We start from the raw sequence: 18,427 nt of genomic DNA, 5'->3' as shown, positions 1-18,427 counted from the left end.
AACTTTTCAAGATAATAGATGCTTTAAATTGTACAAAAACTCATAGATTTAAACGGTAAAAAGCGGCTATTTTGCCGCTTTTTATATTCACTTACACTAACGTTTCATCACAAACCTCTGTTATATTTTTAAAGTACTGCAAGTTCTCCTTCACTTCAGTTTCATTAAATAAATTAAGCTGCTTCATTATTTCAGCAGCAAATTCAACGTACGCAGACCCTACCGCTGTTATAATTTTTCCATCAACGGTTACATCTTTATTTTGTTGATATTCCCATTCATGTAAATGCGCTAATTGTTTTTCATCTGGTGTTAATGATGTTGAGAATTTCTTCTTATTAAGTACTCCTGCCGCATGTAGTAAAGATGTCCCTGCACAAATACCTGCTATCCATTTATTTTGCTTATGTAATTCGTTCAAGATAGTTAACAATTGTTCATTTTCTAAATGGTCAAAAATATGTCCCCCTGGTACAATAAACACTTCATAGTCTGCCACTTCAATACGCTCGATAGAGACATGTGGTTGACACAAAAAACCACCTTCTCCTGTAACTGTTTTTCCATCTATTGTTGCTGTTATTATTTCAAATTCCTTACTTATCAAAAATAAACTCGCTATATTCACTTCAAATTCTGCAAATCCATTAAATAAAAAGATTAAAGCTTTTTTCATAGTATCTCCTCCCCCTATACTTATTCGAAGACAATCCTATTTCTCCTCCAAAAAAGGCAGACCTGCATGCAGGTCTGCCTTTTTACTCATTTCTTATTTAATCCTTTTTCACTTAAAAACTCTTTCATATGCATTCTTTTTTCTTTAGACATAAACGAACTCATTGATTCCGTCCATGTTACGTTTTTCTTATTTGATGATCTTGCTTTGTAATACGAACCCATCGTTTCATCGTATTCGTTTAATAATTTATCATATTTCTTTTCATCATAACCATTTTCATGAAGGATTGCTGCTACTGGTAAACGTGGTTTCACTCCATGATTTTCATCTGGTACGCCAACTGTCATTCCGAATACAGGGTATACTTTATCTGGTAAACGAAGCAATTCACTTACTTCCCTCGGATTATTACGAATACCACCAATATAACAAATACCGTATCCTAACGATTCTGCTGCTAGTGCTAAGTTTTGCGCGAAAAGTGAAGCATCTACCGTCGCAACGATAAAGTCTTCTACTCCTTCATGCTTTATTTCTGTACCATGCTGTTCACATGCCATTTCAAGTCGTTTTAAATCCGCACAACAAACAAAGAATGCTGCGCAGTCTTTCACGTGACGATTTCCGGATAACTCTGCTAGTTTAGCCTTTAGGTCTTGATCTGTTACATATATAACAGAATACGCCTGTACAAAATGTGAGGAAGCGGCATGCTGCGCAGCTTGTACCATCCTTTCTACTACATCTTTCGGGATTAATTCTTCTTTATATTTACGAACTGAAACGTGTTGCTCCATTTTATGTATAATCTCATTCATGAAAAACACTCCTTTTTTCTCTTCATAATGAAAAATTAACATATCTTTTTCAATATTCACAACTTATAAGCACAAAAAGAGCAATTCTTTTTGAATTGCTCTTTCTAAAACGTCTATCAATACGGTAAATGAAATTATATAGACGATAATTTAAATATATCAGCGATTTTTCAGATATATCGACTTACCGACAAATAACGACAAGCTTACATTGAATTATTCCTTATTTTATTACGCTGTTTTCAAAACTTTAATACCTTTTACGATATTCCAAATGAAGTAATAAATTCCTACAAGTATGAACACCGCATATGTGATCATCATTCCAATTCCAGCACCATCAGATTGATTGAAGCTTAAGCCATATATGCCGGATACTGCTAATCCACCAAATAAAACCGCATACGGGAAAATATGTGACCAAAATGCTTTTTTCGCGTGGTATTTCACTTCATCCTCCGCAACGAAGTATACGATAATTGGCAGTAAAAATGGTGCAAAAAAGATACTAAAGTAACATAGTGAAGATAATATATTATTTCCTTTCATCCGATTCACCTCTAAATAGTTTTTGTTATCTTCATTATGTCAGGAATCCATTCTAGAAACTATCGCTTTACCTTTCATAAACATGACATCTTTGTAAGATTTTTATCAAAAGTAATCCCGCCTAGATTTCCAGGCGGGATTACTTCTCTCTATATTCGATTCATAAACCAATATTGCGTAATGGCTAAATACTCTCGTATATTCGATGGAATGACAATTCGCTTCGGTGTTTCGGCCGGAAGACCTTCTAATTGTAATCCTTGTTTTGCTGCTATTTTTTTCGCTCTAAACATATGGAAATCGTTTGTTACGATCATTCCTTTTTCCATATTGTCTGGAATTAACGGTTTTGAGAATGTAATATTCTCATCTGTACTTGTTGACTTATCTTCCATAATAATGCGGTCTTCTGCAATTTTTAGTTTCATTAATCCATTTTTCATTGCTAATGCTTCTGAAATATCTTCGCCTTTTCCTTTCCCTCCAGACACAATCGCAATTGTTTTTTCATGTGATTGTAAATACTCAGCTGCTTTATCAATACGATATTGCAATGAGTACGACGGTTTCGTTCCGTTTACTTTCGAGCCTAATACAATTATATAATCCGCATCGTAGGTAGCATTCATTTGCCCATGCTTATAAATGTTATATTGTAAAAATCCCGCATAAACGGCACAAACCATTATAATTCCTATTATATACTTCATTATTTTCTTCTTTCTCATATCCATATACCCCTATGTTCTTTTCTTCTTTCATGATAATATCCATTTATTTGTTTGTATACAGACAAATTCCAACTCACCCTAATTTATCCTCCGGAAAGTAATATTTATATTTTCTTTCGGGAACAGTAAGTACAACTTTGCACGAAGGAGTGTCTCTATTGCTTCTCTTTTTATGTAACGTATCGTTCTTTTTTATCTTATTTTTACTATCACTTAAGATGCTCGGTAAATCTGCTTTAGCACAACTAACTCCTCATGATTTTGGTGCTATTATCTTTTTATCTTATTTAGCTTTTCAGGCCATACCAGTCTCTGGTGCTTTGCAAGCTTTTCTCGGTATGGTCGTTATTACATGTTTGCATTTACTTCTTACAAAATTAAGTTTACTAAACAAGCTAAATCGTTTTATTCTTGGACACCCTATCATTTTAATTAAACATGGTGATATTATTTTTGAGAACTTACAAAAAAGTAGATATCCAATTGCTGAACTACTGTCTAACCTTCGCGTCGCAGGATACCCAAGTGTTCATGAAATTGAATACGCTATTTTAGAAGCGAATGGAGCCATTAGCATTTTACCAAAGCGTGAACTTGTACCACTAACTCCAAAAGATTTGAACATAGATGTTACGTATGCCGGATTACCAATTGCCCTTATCGTTGATTCACAAATTCAATACGATAACTTAAAGTTAATTCATAAAGATGAAAAGTGGCTATATAAAGAATTAAAGGAAAAAGGCATTACAAATATTAAAAGCGTTGCTTTCGCATCTGTTCAAGAAACAGATGGATCTTTTGCAATTAGTTTAAAGGAATAAAAAAATCCCATTAATTGCTTAATGGGATTTTCTTCATTATATCGCTTCTTTCTTTCCTGCCATATTTAATGGAACAGGATGTTTCATACGATTCATCGTAAATACGATAATCGCTGTCAATACTTCAGCTACTGGCATCACGAGCCAAATTCCGTTTATCCCAAATAATTTTGGCATAATCCATAATAATGGAATAATAAATAGTAACCCTCGGCTCATTATAATAAGCACTGATTTCGTCGTTTGTCGCACTGATTGGAAGTACTCTCCATACACAATGTTATAGCCTAAAAATACATATTGGATAAAGAACAAACTAATACCCGTTAATGTTAGCTCTAATAACTCTGGAGATTGGACATCAAATAGACCAATAATATATTTCCCGAAGAATAATCCGATAACTATTGCTACGCCTCCAAGTACAACTGCAATTTTTACAGCAAACTGCAATCCTTCACGTAATCTTTCTGCTAAATTTGCACCGTAGTGGAAACTAGCAATTGGTTGCAATGCTGCGCCAACACCAAAGAATAATAGTAATGTCATCGCATGAATACTATTCACCATCGCATAGGAAGCGACTCCTACTTCTCCTGCATATTGAACGAATGCAATGTTAAAACCGATTGTTACAATTGCAACTGTACTTTCTGCTGTAAAGCTCGGGAAACCGATTATCATAATTTGTTTAACTGTATCCCATTCAAAATGGAATTTCGTCCACTTTAAAATACTACTTTTTCTAAAGAAGTGCGTTAATAATACAAGGAAACCAATTGCTGCCGAAAGAATAGTCGCTGAAGCAGCACCTGTTACGCCCCATCCAAAAATGAAAATAAAGATATAGTCAAACACTATATTTAATAGAGCAGTTACAACTAGACCTGCCATTGCTAAATTAGGATTTCCATCATTTCGTATAAATGTACTTAAAATATTTTCTAACACATATATCATTCCAAATGTTAATAGCACGTGTAAATAGTCTAACGCATACGGCAAAATCACTTCGTTTGCACCGAATAAGTATGCTATATCTTCTATTCTCCATAAGCAAATTGCTGCTAAAACACCTACGATAATTACTGCTACCGTCATGGATTGAGTAAAAATAGACCTTGCTCTTTCTACTTTATTTTCACCTAGTGCAATGGAATATAACGTTGCCCCGCCCATTCCAATCCATAATGAAATTGAAAAGAAAATTGAAAACGCTGGAATAGCCACGTTTACTCCTGCTAATCCGTTCGCTCCAACTCCCCTACTAATCATAACCGCATCAATTACAATGTTAACTGACATTAATACCATTCCTAGAACGGCTGGTATTAAATATGAAATAAATAAGCTTTTTATCGGTTTTTCTCTTAACTTTTCTGTTGCTTCCATACTATTATGCTCCTTTTTTCAACTCTCTTTCCTTAGTTTAAACCTTCAAGTAACTTGAAGGTCAATAGAGAATTTAAAAAATAGGTAACTTAATTATCGAGGTTAATGCCAATTTGTAATGATACGAATCCTACAACTTATTGCTTTGTTTTTTCATGATAGGAATTTGAATTTCAGTTACTTGCTCCTCTGGATTTTCTGTTACAGACCAATCAATTAATGCAATCTCAATCGCATCTCCACTTACTTCGTACCCTTCTTGATCAATATATTCCATTAACTTCTTATATGTTTCATCAGTTTCTTCATATGGTCCATGATGATATACACAGGCAAATATGCCTTCTTTAATTTCATCTGAACTATGTATTTGAAAAGGCATGTAATCCAAAAGAATAAACACACTGCTATATGCTTGAAACTCATTTTGCAGTAATCCTTTTTTCGCAACTGTTACACCAATATCTCCAGAAAATAAGCTATCATCCATTTGCCTCATATTTTTTTGTAACGAATGAATGTAGTACTCAAACATATCATCCGTCGTATCCGGAGCAACAGCAATTGCTGTAATTTTTCGCTGCGGGATCACTTTCATTACCATTTGTTCAGCTTTTGCTTTTGTCGCTTCCTTAATTAAATGAATTTTATGCTCCATTTTCGCCAAAGCGTACTCAATTTCTCTTTGTTTTTTCAACATCATTTCTTGTTGTTTTTCCAGCAAATTGAGTGCGTATGCTGGATTTCTTTCATCAATATATTTCTTAATTTCCTTTAATGGAATATTTAATTGGCGTAAAAACTTAATCGTATCTAATAGTGAAAATTGATCGATTGTGTAATAGCGATAATTTGTTTGCGGGTCCACAATGGACGGATGAAAAATCCCCTTTTCATCATAATAGCGTAAAGTAGATTCCGCTATATTATGCATTTTTGCCATTTCTCCAATTGTAAAACGTTTATTTAATAACATCTTTTATTCCCTTTCATTTCTATTTATTTCATTATATGTTCATTCTGTCTTCAAAACAAAAAAGAATTCCCATACGAGAATTCTTTTTACTAATTATTAAACCTCTATTATTATAGGAAGAATCATCGGTTTTCTTTTCGTACTCGTATATATGTACTTCCCTAAAGCTTCTCTTACTTCTCTTTTCAAAATACCCCAGCTATTCACATTTTCTTTCTTTAAATTATTAATCGTAATAACAACTAATTTATTTAATTCCTTCAAAAATTCTTCTGAATCACGAACATAGACAAATCCACGAGAGATAATATCAGGACCTGAAATAATTTCCCCATCCACTTTATTAAAAGTAATAACTATAACGAGCATTCCATCTTCTGAAAGTTGTTTTCGATCACGTAATAAGGCATTTCCAACATCACCAATTCCTAATCCATCTACATATATATTCCCCGCCTGTATTTTTCTAGATTGAACGGCCACTTCGTTACTTATATCTACAACATCTCCATTCTGAACGATAAAGATATTCTCTTTTTCAATACCTATTGATTCTGCTAACAAACTATGATGATGTAGCATTCTAAACTCTCCATGAATTGGGATAAAATATTTTGGATTCATTAAAGTGAGCATCAATTTCAATTCTTCTTGATATGCATGACCGGATACATGGACTCCAGTAGAACTACCTGATCCATAAATTACTTTTGCTCCTAATGCAAATAAATTATCTATAATTCGTGAAACGTTACGTTCATTTCCTGGAATAGGAGTTGCGGCTATAATAACCGTATCTTCTGGTAAAACGTCGACTTGCCTATAGTTTCCACTAGCTAAACGTGCTAAAGCTGCCATCGGTTCTCCTTGGCTTCCTGTGCAAAGTATCGCAACCTGCCTTGGATCTAAACGATTTATCTCATTCGCCTCAATTAACATACCGTCTGGAATATGTAAATAGCCTTTCGCTAGAGCAACTTCTACTACATTTACCATACTTCTCCCAAGCAAAGCCAGTTTTCGATTTGTTTTTATACAAGCTTCAACTATTTGCTGAACGCGATTCACATTAGAAGCAAATGTAGAAATAATTACTTTTCTATTTGCTTTCATAAATATTTCTTCTATTCGTTCTCCTACTGATCTTTCTGATGGAGTAAAACCTGGTCGTTCTGCATTTGTACTTTCAGATAGTAAAGCTAGTACACCTTCACTACCTATTTTAGCCATTTTATGAATATCAGGATGTTGGTTATTTACTGGTGTTAAATCAAATTTAAAATCCCCGGTATGCACTACAGTACCTTCTGGTGTATGAAACACAATACCGAGACAATCTGGAATACTATGATTCGTTTTGAAAAATGTCGTCTTAATAGAACCGAGATCGATTTCTGATTCAGCGTGAATAACAATTAATTCTGTATCATTTTGAAGATTATGCTCTTTTAATTTAATTTCAATTAAACCTAACGTTAACTTCGTCGCGTAGATTGGTACGTTTAGTTGTTTTAAAAAATATGGTATTCCACCAATATGGTCCTCATGTCCATGTGTCACGACTAACCCGCGAATTTTTTCTTTATTTTCTTGTAAGTATGTGATGTCTGGGATTATTAAATCAATTCCTAATAAACTTTCATCTGGAAATTTAGATCCACAATCAATAACGACAATATCATTTTCATATTGAATAGCATACATATTTTTCCCTATTTCATTTACTCCACCTAAAGCAACAATAGACAAGTTTTTCTTTAATGAATTCAAAGGATGGCCCTCCCTTTCACAATTATAATTCTTGAAATAGCATTTAGGCTTTATTATTTGTAATGAAAAAGGACTTCATACTATTTTATACATATAAAAATTCACACACTACTCTTATATGTATATCCCCAATAACACAGTCTCTCTCTAAAAAAGCTCCCATTTTTTCATTGATTTTTTGTAAAATCTATTATATATTAATTACAGGTTCAAATTACGAGTTCAAAAGAACTTGTAATCAGACCCTTTGTTTAATGGGTTTTACATATTTTCATTAGGCAAATTCCGAGAAATCGTATGATAAAAATAAAAATGATGAGGAGAGGATCCGATGGAATTCGAATTTTTCTTTCAAATTGCACTTATTTTATTAAGTACAAAGCTTGCTGGTGATCTTAGTGTTAGACTAGGTCAACCTTCTGTACTAGGTAAATTAATTGTCGGTATCGTTATCGGTCCAGCTGTATTAGGTTGGATTGAAAATTCAGAGCTTCTAACACAATTAAGTAATGTCGGTGTTATTCTTTTAATGTTTATGGCAGGACTTGAAACAGATTTAGAGGAATTAAACGCAAATCGTAATTCTTCTTTAGCTGTTGCACTTGGGGGTATCATTCTTCCATTCGTAGGTGGTTACGTTTCTGGTCTTGTTATGGGAATGGAACAAGGAAATGCTGTATTTTTAGGACTACTTCTATGTGCGACAAGTGTTAGTATTTCCGTACAAACACTTCGTGATTTAGGAAAGATGAAAACACGTGAAAGTACAACGATGCTGGGTGCTGCTGTATTTGATGACATTCTTGTTGTTATTTTATTAGCATTTGCAATGAGCTTCTTAGGTACAGACGATGTTAACTTAACAATGGTTATCTTGAAGAAAGTTGTATTCTTCGCTTCTATTATTTTAATCGGATGGAAAGGTGTTCCTGCGATTATGCGCTGGTTATCACCACTACGCGTATCTGAATCTATCGTGAGCGCGGCTCTTATCATCTGTTTCTCATTCGCATATTTCGGCGAATTATTAGGAATTGCTGGTATTATCGGTGCTTTCGCAGCTGGTATCGCTATTTCCCAAACGAACTACAAACATGAAGTAGAAAAGAAAGTAGAACCAATCGCTTACGCTATGTTCGTTCCAGTATTCTTTGTAAGCATCGGTATGAATATTACATTTGACGGTATTGGCGATCAAATTTGGTTCATCCTAGCATTAACAGTAATCGCTGTATTAACGAAACTAATCGGGTGTGGATTCGGTGCACGAATGACTGGATTTGACGCTAAGTCTTCTGCCATTATCGGTGCTGGAATGGTTTCTCGTGGTGAAGTTGCACTTATCATCGCAGGAACAGGACTTTCTTCAGGTCTACTAGCACAAGATTACTTTACAGCTATCGTTATTGTCGTTATTCTAACTACAATGATTACACCACCAATGTTAAAATACACTTTTGGTGCTAAAGATAAAGCAATGAAAGCAAGTAAATAAGCTTTCTACAATAAAAAGAGATTACTATCTTATAAGATAGTAATCTCTTTTTTCATTTATCTTTACACAATCTCGTTCTTTTTTAACCATTTTTCAAACATAATGCGTGCTTCTTCATCATCCAAATCATTACTAAATGAATATACCATAATGCCGTAATCATCTATATATTCACCTAGTTTCATTTCCTCCACTTTTTTATAAAAGTCGTCTGCCTCATAGTGCGGAATATAAGCATCCCAAACTGGTTCATTTATTCTTTTATACGCTGTCACTTCTAAATCATACCCATCTTCATAATATCCGATATGATAATGTTGACTAGGATCATATTTCTCCATAATAATTCCCCACCCTTTGAAAATTTACCATACTTCACCTAATAAACAAAAGTGAGCTGTAATCTACAGCTCACTTTTGTTTATTAAATACGTTCCATCGCTGTCTTCAACGTTCCAACAACAAAGGCAATTTCTTCACTTGAAATAACAAGCGGTGGTGCTAATGTTAAGACGTTATTATATCCTGCTGTTGTCATGCCGTTTCGTCCTATAATTAATCCTTTTTCTTTACAAGCATTTACAACACTTGCAATTTTGTCGTTATCAATTGGCTCTTTCGTCTCTTTATCATTTACTAGTTCGATTCCAACTAATAGACCTTTTCCTCTAATATTCCCAACAAGTGGATGCTCTCCAATTTCTTCTTTTAATTGCTCTAATAAAAACGAACCCATTTGTGCAGATCGCTCAATTAAATTTTCATTTTCCATAATCTCTAAGTTTTTAAGTGCTAATGCACAAGCCGCTGGGTTTCCACCAAATGTATTAATATGACGGAAGAATTCATATTCTCCCTTCCCTTTAAATGCTTCATATATTTCTTTTTTCACAGCTGTTGCTGATAATGGTAAATACGCGCTCGTAATCCCTTTTGCCATCGTAATAATATCAGGCTTCACATCATAATTCATAAATCCAAATGCTTTTCCTGTACGTCCGAAACCACAAATTACTTCATCGCTAATGAGCAAGGCACCGTGTTTTTGACACGTCTCATGAACGGCTTTCATATAGTCGTGTGGAGGCATTAAAATGCCTCCGCCCGTAATAATTGGTTCCATAATAAAAGCTGCAATCGTTTCACTTAATTCCCATGTCATAACACGATCTACTTCTTTCACACATTCTACATCATAAATGTTCTCTCTTTCTATTCCAGGCATACGATAACAATCTGGCGGTGTTACATGTAAAAATCCTGAAGCAAATGGCTCATATTGATATCTACGCTGCGCTTGCCCCGTCGCTGCCATCGTTGCCATTGTATTTCCATGATACCCGCGGTAACGTGACATAAATTTATAACGATGTGGTTCACCTTTTTGCGCATAGTATTGCCTTGCTATTTTAAAAGCTGTTTCGTTCGCTTCCGAACCACTATTAGAGAAGAAAATAACATACTCTCCTCCAAGCCACTCATTTAATTTTTCAGCAAGCTTTATAGCCGGTTCATGCGATTGTGACATCGGAAAGTATGATAATGTTTGTAATTGTTTATAAGCCGCCTCTGCGAGCTCTTTTCTACCGTATCCACTATTCACACACCAAAGACCACTCATACCATCTAAATACCTTTTCCCCTGTATATCTTCAACCCAGCACCCTTCTGCTTTTGCCCCTACCATTGTACTATTTGGACTAAAGGGACGCATTCCGTGCCAAACATATTGCTCATCTTTTGCTAATAATTCATCAGTCTGTTTCGTTTTCATCATTTCTTCCACCTTCCATAACAACTTATTTTTCACAAAAGCTGCGCTGGTGCCATGATGATTTAATTTTCTCCCTGCTTATTTTCATTCCACAAAATTAAGACAAAATCCTACTTACAAAGCAGTATTATTTACAAGAAAATGACAAAAGAAAAGGAGCTTTTCTTATATATCGAAAAGCCCCTCTTTTTTAATGTGAAGACGCATCACTAATACCATGACCAGTATTAGATTTCACAAGAATTTCATCAAACTTAGCAGCATCTTCTTTTTTACTAGATAACACCGTTCCTAAATATGCTGCAAGAAATCCGAGCGGAATTGAAATAATTCCAGGTGTCGTATATGGGAATAGCGCTTCCCCAACAAATATAGCTTTTCCAGCTACAGGGTTCCAGACATTTGGACTTAACACTACGAGAACAATGGCTGATACAAGACCAACAACCATACCCGAAATGGCACCTGTCGTATTGAAGCGCTTCCAATATATTGTGAATAATATAACTGGTAGATTTGCACTCGCTGCAACTGCAAATGCTAATGAAACTAAAAATGCTACGTTCAATGTTTGCGCAAATAACGCTAGTATAATGGATAATACCGCTACTCCAATAGACGCGTAGCGAGCCATTGACACTTGCTCTTTTTCCGTTGATTTCCCCTTGCGAATAATTTCATTATAAAAATCATGTGCGAATGCTGATGCTGCTGTTAATACAAGACCTGCCACTACAGCTAAAATCGTTGCAAAGGCGATTGCTGATACGAAAGCAAATAAGAAATCTCCACCTAATGCTTTCGCTAATAAAGGTGCTGCCATATTACCAGCAGGATTTGCTTTAATAATTGCCTCATTCCCTACAAATGCCGCTGCCCCAAATCCTAAGAAGATTGTCATAATATAAAATGCGCCAATTAACCACGTAGCGTATACAACGGATTGCCGTGCCGTTTTTGCATCACGTACTGTAAAAAAGCGTACAAGAATATGTGGTAATCCAGCAGTACCAAGGACTAGTCCTAAATTTAAAGAAAGCGTATCAAGACCATCTTTATACTTTACTCCTGGATTTAAAAACGAATCTTTTAATGGTGTAGCTGTTTTCATTTGCGCGAACATTTCAGTCACACTAAAATTAAATTTTGCGAAAACGATAATAGAAATAATAAATGTACCAGCCATAAGTAGTACAGCCTTAACAATTTGTACCCAGCTCGTCGCAGTCATTCCGCCAAAAATAACGTACACTGTCATTAATGTACCAACGATTAAAACTGATGTCGTATATTCGATTCCTAATAATAATTTAATAAGTGCACCAGCCCCAACTAATTGTGCAATCATATAAAAAATCGAAATTGTCATTGTATTAAGCGCTGCAACTCCGCGAACTTTTTTCGCATCAAAACGCGCCGCAATCATATCTGCTAACGTGTACTTCCCTAAATTTCTAAGTGGCTCTGCAACTAAGTACAATACAACTAAATAAGCAACTAAGAAACCTATACTATAAAAGAATCCATCAAACCCAGTTAATGCGATCGCTCCGGCTATACCAAGAAAGGACGCAGCAGACATATAATCTCCCGCAATGGCCAGACCATTTTGCCAACCAGTTAATCCCCCTCCAGCTGTATAAAACTCACTCGCATTTTTCGTTTTCTTCGATGCAAAATAAGTTATGACGAGTGTACCAAGAACGATGATTAAAAATAGTGCGAAAGCCGTTATATTCAAAGTCAGCCCCTCCCTTTTTGCATATCTTGTAGAATTTTTTGCGAGATTTTATCAAAGGATTCTGCTTTTTTGCTATACATCATACATAATGACCACGTCATGATAAATTGCGCAAATGCAAACACCCATGCCCACGTAATATCCCCAAATGCTGGTGTATTGAGCACCTTTGAATACGATGTTAAAATAGGTAATGCAATAAAAAAGCTTAAAAAGAAAATACTCATCGGAACGATAAACTTCTTTTTCGTATTTAATAGCAATTGAAATTCTTCTGACTGAACAACCTCTGTATAATTCACCTCATTTTGTAACTTACGTGCTGACGTATCATCTCGTTTCATTCTCCGATCCCCTCTCTTACTAGAAATACAATTCCCCCTTGCATACCTAAAGAATAAATTTTATAAATATTCAGAAACTTATTTCCGTTTTAGACAATCCATACATTCCTGCAAAGATTTTTCGATAGACATTTTTCGGCATTTTCCCCTAAGTTTTTAATATACTTTTTCACCATAAAAATTACGCACTTCAATTCCGTACCAATCAAACTTTCACAGGAAGTTAGGCGGTAGTTTTGCCGTCCTGCAAATATCTGAATAAAAAAAGTAGTGCTTATCGCACTACTTCTGTCTTTTTCTCTTTTTCTAAATTACGAGCTGTTTCGCTTAATTCAACGTCTTTTCCATCTTTAAGCGTTCCAAATATGAAATCGAATACTGGATTTGAAACACCAAACCAAAACTTTTCATTTTTATAATGGTGTAATATGTGCTGTTTTTTGAGCCATCTTCCAAACTTAGTGACGGGACGAATTGGCTTATGTGCAATATAATGTTTCCATTCATAAACGAGAAGCATAATAATCATTCCGATTCCGAATGAAAGTGTAATAGTAACACTTTTTGCTATAGCGTATGATATAAGTAAATATATAGTAAAGCTTGGTATGCTAAACCATACTGGCAAAAATAAAAGTTTTAAATCATCTGGATACACGTGATGATCATAATGTAATCTTCTTAACATTTTTAATAAAAAGACGTTTTTAGGCGGTTTTAAGTGAAATAAAAACCGATGTGTCATATATTCGTTAAGCGTATAAAAAACAATTCCAAACAAACATGCCAACATACCGATCCATGTGAAAAATTGCATTTTTAAAATAATGATGAAAATAAATAAAATACTATACATAATAACGATATCATGTTGTAAAAAGAACTCTTTCCCCACCCTCTTCATCTTCCTTCCCCCTTTTCCAAAAAAACAGCCGCAACATATCGTTACGACTATTTCTTTTATTTTTTATTTTATTCTATTCTATTCACTTTACAAATTTGCCTGCTGCTCTATTGTCGAGAAAAAATTGTTCGATCCAAATATATTTTGCTTTGGAATAATATGTTCCACCGCAAACACTGTTACTTCTCCTCTTTGTACCTCTCCAATAATGAGCCCAAATACTTCATGATTTACCGCAAACGTTGGTTGCTTTGTTTGTAATAATCTTGCTGCAGTATGAAATACCGCTTCATATAGTGGATTCCTATCAGTGATTTCTTTTCGGATTTTTGGTGCTAACGTAATAATAATTTCTTTTCCGTCAATAGTGGTTCGATACATAAAAATCTCCCCTTCAATCTTATGTGAACAACTGTAAAGCTTTGTATGCAAAATGGATAGAATATCCTACTAAAATAATACCTGCTCCGGCTGTTATATAGCCAAGTGCTTTTTGCTTTAATAAAGTTCTGCCATAATGGACAGAAAAAGCAATATTTAAATTCCATAAAATAATACCAACGATAATACAAAGACTGTACAAAAAGGCTTCTTGTTTCGTTACCTTCGTAAGCAATGAGCTAAGTGTACTTCCGTATACACCAAACCAAAAAACAAGATTTAATGGATTGGATATCGCAATTAAAAAACCTGCCATAAACGATTGTTTAAGGCCACCTACCTCTTCTTTTTTATATTCCATATTCGAGTGGGAAATTCCTTGTTTTACACTTTGAAATCCTAAATAAAATAATAAGAAAAACCCTATGCAATACATAAAAGCTTGTACATATGTATACATAAACACAGAAGATAAACCGAAGTAGATGAGAAGCATAAACAAAATATCTGCAGTCATTCCACCAATTCCAACAACCCACGCATGCCAAAAACCTCGTTCAATTCCACGTTTTAACATTTCAATATTAATTGGACCTACTGGTGCAGCTAATGAAATACCTAATACAATTTGTTGTATAATCGCTCCAAACATCGCTCTATCCTTTCTACTTCCTTTACTATTAAGTAATGATGTAATGATTAAAAATAGACTAGCTTTCATCAAAATATTTACTACTAAAATACCCTTTTTTATCCAAAATATGCAAAAGAGCCATCTAGAGGATGGCTCTTACTTTTCTATCTTATGAAGAAAAGGACATTTTCCTTTTATCGGTTCTACATCGTCTCCTATGAAGTATTGTTTCCATTCGCGATGATCTGGATCACCATAATGACTAATGTTAGGATGTTTCGGCAGCTGATCCCACTTTTCAACTCGCTCCCGGACCGTTTGTCTTGAATATGCCCCTTTAGGACGATCCCCTTCTAGTCCATCAAATATAGTACGTGGCTGAAATCCAATAACGAGAGAATTTCCTAAATGTCTCGTTTTTCGTTGTTTATAAGCTGGTGCATTTCCAAATGCGAATATCGGTTCCCCACCAAATGAAAATTCCCATAAGTAATGGTCTGGGTCTTCTGGAATTTGCTTCGGCCATATTTGATCATCGTTTTCATGTAAATATTGTAGTACTTTCCAAAAGTAATCACGATAATATTCTAGTGATTGTTCTTCACACTCCGGTTCTACAAAAAGAAAAAATCCTCTTCTTACAATTGGCCGCTCTTTCATCAACTCTAAAAAAGATAGCATTGTATGTGGCAAATGACTCCAATCATTATGAGAAAGAAATGAATAACGAAGTTCATTCTTTTTCAAAGCCGTTAAACCGAAATAGCACGGGAAAGTTGGGTCTAACACGACACTCGAAAAATTTTGAAATTCTTTTGCAACCCAATTCGGTATGTCAGTTCTTGTTCTCATTCCTTCATTATCTAATAAATAAGACTCATTCATTCTTTCTTTCACCTCATTATGTATAGCATTCAATTAAGAATATTACACACTCGGCCTGTCCTATACCTATTTAAAAATTCGGCCGAAAAATTATTTAAAAATACAAAAAAATAAAATCGCTTACTTGACTAATTTCTACCAATTCGTGTATATTTGAATTAATCATTTAGCAGAATATTCAAGATTATAGCATTTTTAGTTTATATTATCTTTCAAATGAATTTCACTAAATGAAAAAAGCAAATGTTTTTAGGAGGAATTGTAACATGCAAGGAAAAGTAAAATGGTTTAACAACGAAAAAGGTTTTGGATTTATCGAAATGGAAGGCGCTGACGATGTATTCGTACATTTCTCTGCTATTCAAGGTGATGGCTACAAAGCTTTAGAAGAAGGTCAAGAAGTATCTTTCGATATCACTGAAGGAAACCGCGGACCTCAAGCTGCTAACGTAGTAAAACTTTAATCCAACATATGACAGGAGGTTACCTTACTTGGTAACCTCCTTTGTTATTCCTTTGTATATTTCCGTTTTACAGAGCAAAAACTATATGAAATGCGCAATATACAAAGGAGGAATTATCAATGGGATCAGAAGTAAATGATTTTGAAGAAGTAAAATTCCGTGTAGAAACAGCACAAAAAATGGTAGGATCAGCGACAATTTCAATGGATCCAGATACATTAGAGCATGCTACTACTGCTGTAGAAGCCGCTCGCTCTCAGCTTGAAATTATGAAATCTGTTGCGACAGATTTAGATGAACCATTTCTAATGAATGAGGAAAAGAAATTAAGTAAATGCGAGCATCAATTAAATGAAGCGAAGCACTAAAAAAACATCCAGAGAATTTTCTCTGGATGTTTTTTATGATAACTGTTCTCCATACTTTTTCAATGTTTCTCCAACTGTACATTGCCTAATACAAAAGGAATGAGCATAATACTTACTATTTGTCTTTCGATTATGTTCTCGCAAGAAACATCCTTCACAATACGTTTCTAATAAGTCATTTACCTCTGTAATGAGTTGCTTTTTATCCACCTTTGCACCTCTCTATTCGGTTATTTCTTTATGACTATCAATGACTGTTCCTTCTAATGCTTGCGTAGCTAATTGGTGTGCTTCTTTGTTTTGTTTTCTAGATATCGGCTCACATACAAGTTTTAATTTCATTTGCTTCGCCTTTTGTTCAATTTGATCTAAGTAATGATTTAAATGCTCATCATAACACGGCCATTCTCCAGCCAATTGCTGCAGTACAACTTGAGAATCACCGCGAAGCGTAACTGCTTCATACTTAATCCCTAATTCCTCGAGTATATTCATTCCGTATAGTAATGATGCATATTCCGCTTCATTATTATCATATATACCTTCTATATATGCATTACGGCGAATTCGGTATTTGGTATTTCCTTTTTTATAGTATACACATATACCTACTCCAGCTTCTTTCGTCTGAACATCATATCCCCCATCAAAATAAACGAGTATTTCTTGGGGCTCTTCCTCCACTTGTTTACTCAGCTTTTTCATTTCCTTTAATGACCATTCTGCATCCATTTCATCATAAAATGATAGTTCTTTCACTCTTCCTGTTTTCTCGAAATCATCTGCAAATTGTAGTACATCTTCTATGTTCATATAATCTGTCGTTAATTCCGTCTGCAAACCGCGCTTCGTTTTATACAACCAATGAATTTTATATTTCATACTAGATTCCCCTTATATAAGACTTCTTATATGTAGCCAGCTAATGAAAGCCTCACTTTATTTTATTATATTGTATCAAGAGTTACAGCATTATATTCAATGTGATTACATACAAAAAGAGCTATCCCTTTAGGAATAGCTCTTTCATCTATTGCATAAATCTTTCAAATTGTACTCGCTTATTAATCCAGTACATTACAGGCATACCGATCGCCATGACAACAAATTCACCGACTGCACATGTTAACCAAGACAACATAAATGGTAAACCCAATGCAAGATGAAGTTCAATTGCAATCATAAACATTGTAATCGTAAAAATAACTGTATTAAAAATCATACGAGCCCAAACACCTTTAATAAATCGCATAGAAATAATCGTTGCAACTAATGCAAGAATAGATTGCCCTACTCCAAATACTAAATCGTAAGCGATCATTGGTGAGAAAAAGAGATTTGTTAAAAATACACCTAATACAATCCCGTAAATTGCTTTCTTATTAAATACAACAAGATGATTAAACATCTCTGAAATACGAAACTGTACATTCGTAAAGCCAAATGGCTGAATAAGCATAGAAACAGCAATATATAATGCCGCTAAAATACCATTACCGACTAAAGTTCTAATATTCATGACAAAATCTCCTTAGTTTTTTTACGTGGGATGGTTTCGAACCACGTTATTCGTTTTTTAAGCAACAAGATTATATTCTACGCAATACACACTCTTTCGTCAATAGATTCCTATCATTAACTACCTTTTTTCTTTTAGACAACGTATAATAAAACATATGAAAGATTTAGGAGGTTTCA

Annotated in this window: 22 protein-coding genes and 1 riboswitch; of the genes, 4 read left to right on the top strand and 18 right to left on the bottom strand. The window is 34.5% G+C overall.

Annotation, left to right across the window (positions count from 1 at the left end):
• Positions 1-91 precede the first annotated feature (91 nt).
• From FS742_RS00820 to FS742_RS00805, 4 genes are all read right to left on the bottom strand, one after another.
• Complete coding sequence (locus FS742_RS00820) at positions 92-676, bottom strand: DJ-1/PfpI family protein (protein WP_144610718.1); 585 nt, start codon at positions 674-676, stop codon at positions 92-94.
• An 86-nt stretch (positions 677-762) separates the two neighbouring features.
• A complete protein-coding gene (gene nfsA / locus FS742_RS00815) occupies positions 763-1,497 on the bottom strand; it encodes an oxygen-insensitive NADPH nitroreductase (protein WP_144610716.1) in 735 nt (244 codons plus the stop codon).
• A 231-nt stretch (positions 1,498-1,728) separates the two neighbouring features.
• Positions 1,729-2,046, bottom strand: coding sequence for a magnetosome magnetite crystal formation protein family (locus FS742_RS00810; protein WP_000678049.1), 318 nt, complete (start codon positions 2,044-2,046; stop codon positions 1,729-1,731).
• Between the two features lie 149 nt (positions 2,047-2,195).
• A complete protein-coding gene (locus FS742_RS00805) occupies positions 2,196-2,732 on the bottom strand; it encodes a YdcF family protein (RefSeq protein WP_313956649.1) in 537 nt (178 codons plus the stop codon).
• A gap of 203 nt (positions 2,733-2,935) precedes the next feature.
• On the opposite strand from FS742_RS00805, the gene FS742_RS00800 reads away from it, so the two are divergent.
• Entirely contained in the window at positions 2,936-3,601 is a 666-nt protein-coding gene (locus FS742_RS00800) for a DUF421 domain-containing protein (RefSeq protein WP_000923941.1), read from the top strand.
• Between the two features lie 36 nt (positions 3,602-3,637).
• Here the strand turns inward: FS742_RS00800 and FS742_RS00795 are convergent, their stop codons facing one another.
• The 3 genes from FS742_RS00795 to FS742_RS00785 all read right to left on the bottom strand — a co-directional run bounded on the left by FS742_RS00795 (position 3,638) and on the right by FS742_RS00785 (position 7,739).
• Positions 3,638-4,993 (bottom strand): MATE family efflux transporter, encoded by a 1,356-nt coding sequence (locus FS742_RS00795; protein WP_144610712.1) that lies wholly within the window; start codon positions 4,991-4,993, stop codon positions 3,638-3,640.
• A gap of 130 nt (positions 4,994-5,123) precedes the next feature.
• Positions 5,124-5,969, bottom strand: coding sequence for a MerR family transcriptional regulator (locus FS742_RS00790; protein ID WP_144610710.1), 846 nt, complete (start codon positions 5,967-5,969; stop codon positions 5,124-5,126).
• Positions 5,970-6,065: 96 nt separating this feature from the next.
• Positions 6,066-7,739 (bottom strand): ribonuclease J, encoded by a 1,674-nt coding sequence (locus tag FS742_RS00785; protein WP_144610708.1) that lies wholly within the window; start codon positions 7,737-7,739, stop codon positions 6,066-6,068.
• 331 nt (positions 7,740-8,070) lie between these two features.
• Here FS742_RS00785 and FS742_RS00780 point away from each other — a divergent pair, with 331 nt between their 5' ends.
• Positions 8,071-9,234, top strand: coding sequence for a cation:proton antiporter (locus FS742_RS00780; protein ID WP_098991726.1), 1,164 nt, complete (start codon positions 8,071-8,073; stop codon positions 9,232-9,234).
• A 62-nt stretch (positions 9,235-9,296) separates the two neighbouring features.
• On the opposite strand, the gene FS742_RS00775 is transcribed toward FS742_RS00780, so the two are convergent.
• The 8 genes from FS742_RS00775 to FS742_RS00740 all read right to left on the bottom strand — a co-directional run bounded on the left by FS742_RS00775 (position 9,297) and on the right by FS742_RS00740 (position 15,897).
• Positions 9,297-9,575 carry a DUF3986 family protein gene (locus FS742_RS00775; RefSeq protein WP_144610706.1) on the bottom strand — a complete coding sequence of 93 codons (279 nt, stop codon included), beginning with the start codon at positions 9,573-9,575 and terminating at the stop codon, positions 9,297-9,299.
• Between the two features lie 83 nt (positions 9,576-9,658).
• The gene (locus FS742_RS00770) at positions 9,659-11,008 is read right to left on the bottom strand and encodes an aspartate aminotransferase family protein (protein ID WP_144610704.1); all 1,350 of its coding nucleotides are present in this window, start codon (positions 11,006-11,008) and stop codon (positions 9,659-9,661) included.
• 190 nt (positions 11,009-11,198) lie between these two features.
• Entirely contained in the window at positions 11,199-12,749 is a 1,551-nt protein-coding gene (locus FS742_RS00765) for a solute symporter family protein (RefSeq protein ID WP_144610702.1), read from the bottom strand.
• Positions 12,750-12,751: 2 nt separating this feature from the next.
• Positions 12,752-13,093 (bottom strand): DUF485 domain-containing protein, encoded by a 342-nt coding sequence (locus FS742_RS00760; RefSeq protein ID WP_144610700.1) that lies wholly within the window; start codon positions 13,091-13,093, stop codon positions 12,752-12,754.
• Between the two features lie 274 nt (positions 13,094-13,367).
• Entirely contained in the window at positions 13,368-13,997 is a 630-nt protein-coding gene (locus FS742_RS00755; protein ID WP_144610698.1) for a sterol desaturase family protein, read from the bottom strand.
• 87 nt (positions 13,998-14,084) lie between these two features.
• The gene (locus tag FS742_RS00750) at positions 14,085-14,378 is read right to left on the bottom strand and encodes a cytoplasmic protein (RefSeq protein WP_144610696.1); all 294 of its coding nucleotides are present in this window, start codon (positions 14,376-14,378) and stop codon (positions 14,085-14,087) included.
• Between the two features lie 19 nt (positions 14,379-14,397).
• Positions 14,398-15,030 carry a LysE family transporter gene (locus tag FS742_RS00745; RefSeq protein WP_144612041.1) on the bottom strand — a complete coding sequence of 211 codons (633 nt, stop codon included), beginning with the start codon at positions 15,028-15,030 and terminating at the stop codon, positions 14,398-14,400.
• A gap of 138 nt (positions 15,031-15,168) precedes the next feature.
• Positions 15,169-15,897: a YqcI/YcgG family protein gene (locus tag FS742_RS00740; RefSeq protein WP_144610694.1), complete on the bottom strand. Its 729-nt coding sequence runs from the start codon at positions 15,895-15,897 to the stop codon at positions 15,169-15,171.
• 266 nt (positions 15,898-16,163) lie between these two features.
• On the opposite strand from FS742_RS00740, the gene cspB reads away from it, so the two are divergent.
• Both cspB and FS742_RS00730 read left to right on the top strand, forming a co-directional pair.
• Positions 16,164-16,361 carry a cold shock-like protein CspB gene (gene cspB / locus FS742_RS00735; protein WP_001161731.1) on the top strand — a complete coding sequence of 66 codons (198 nt, stop codon included), beginning with the start codon at positions 16,164-16,166 and terminating at the stop codon, positions 16,359-16,361.
• A gap of 119 nt (positions 16,362-16,480) precedes the next feature.
• Positions 16,481-16,729 carry a DUF2564 family protein gene (locus FS742_RS00730; protein ID WP_000534394.1) on the top strand — a complete coding sequence of 83 codons (249 nt, stop codon included), beginning with the start codon at positions 16,481-16,483 and terminating at the stop codon, positions 16,727-16,729.
• A 33-nt stretch (positions 16,730-16,762) separates the two neighbouring features.
• Here FS742_RS00730 and FS742_RS00725 read toward each other — a convergent pair whose 3' ends face one another.
• From FS742_RS00725 to FS742_RS00715, 3 genes are all read right to left on the bottom strand, one after another.
• Positions 16,763-16,939: a zinc-finger domain-containing protein gene (locus tag FS742_RS00725; RefSeq protein WP_000358801.1), complete on the bottom strand. Its 177-nt coding sequence runs from the start codon at positions 16,937-16,939 to the stop codon at positions 16,763-16,765.
• Between the two features lie 12 nt (positions 16,940-16,951).
• Entirely contained in the window at positions 16,952-17,611 is a 660-nt protein-coding gene (locus tag FS742_RS00720) for a ribonuclease H family protein (protein ID WP_144610692.1), read from the bottom strand.
• Between the two features lie 148 nt (positions 17,612-17,759).
• Entirely contained in the window at positions 17,760-18,248 is a 489-nt protein-coding gene (locus tag FS742_RS00715) for a QueT transporter family protein (protein ID WP_001026476.1), read from the bottom strand.
• A 6-nt stretch (positions 18,249-18,254) separates the two neighbouring features.
• Positions 18,255-18,299: riboswitch (PreQ1 riboswitch) on the bottom strand.
• Positions 18,300-18,427: the final 128 nt, after the last annotated feature.

It is taken from the genome of Bacillus cereus (genome assembly GCF_007678085.1).
Taxonomy (GTDB): domain Bacteria; phylum Bacillota; class Bacilli; order Bacillales; family Bacillaceae_G; genus Bacillus_A; species Bacillus_A cereus_BE.
Note: the sequence above shows the minus strand (reverse complement) of the source record. Positions and strands in the feature narration are given on the sequence as shown.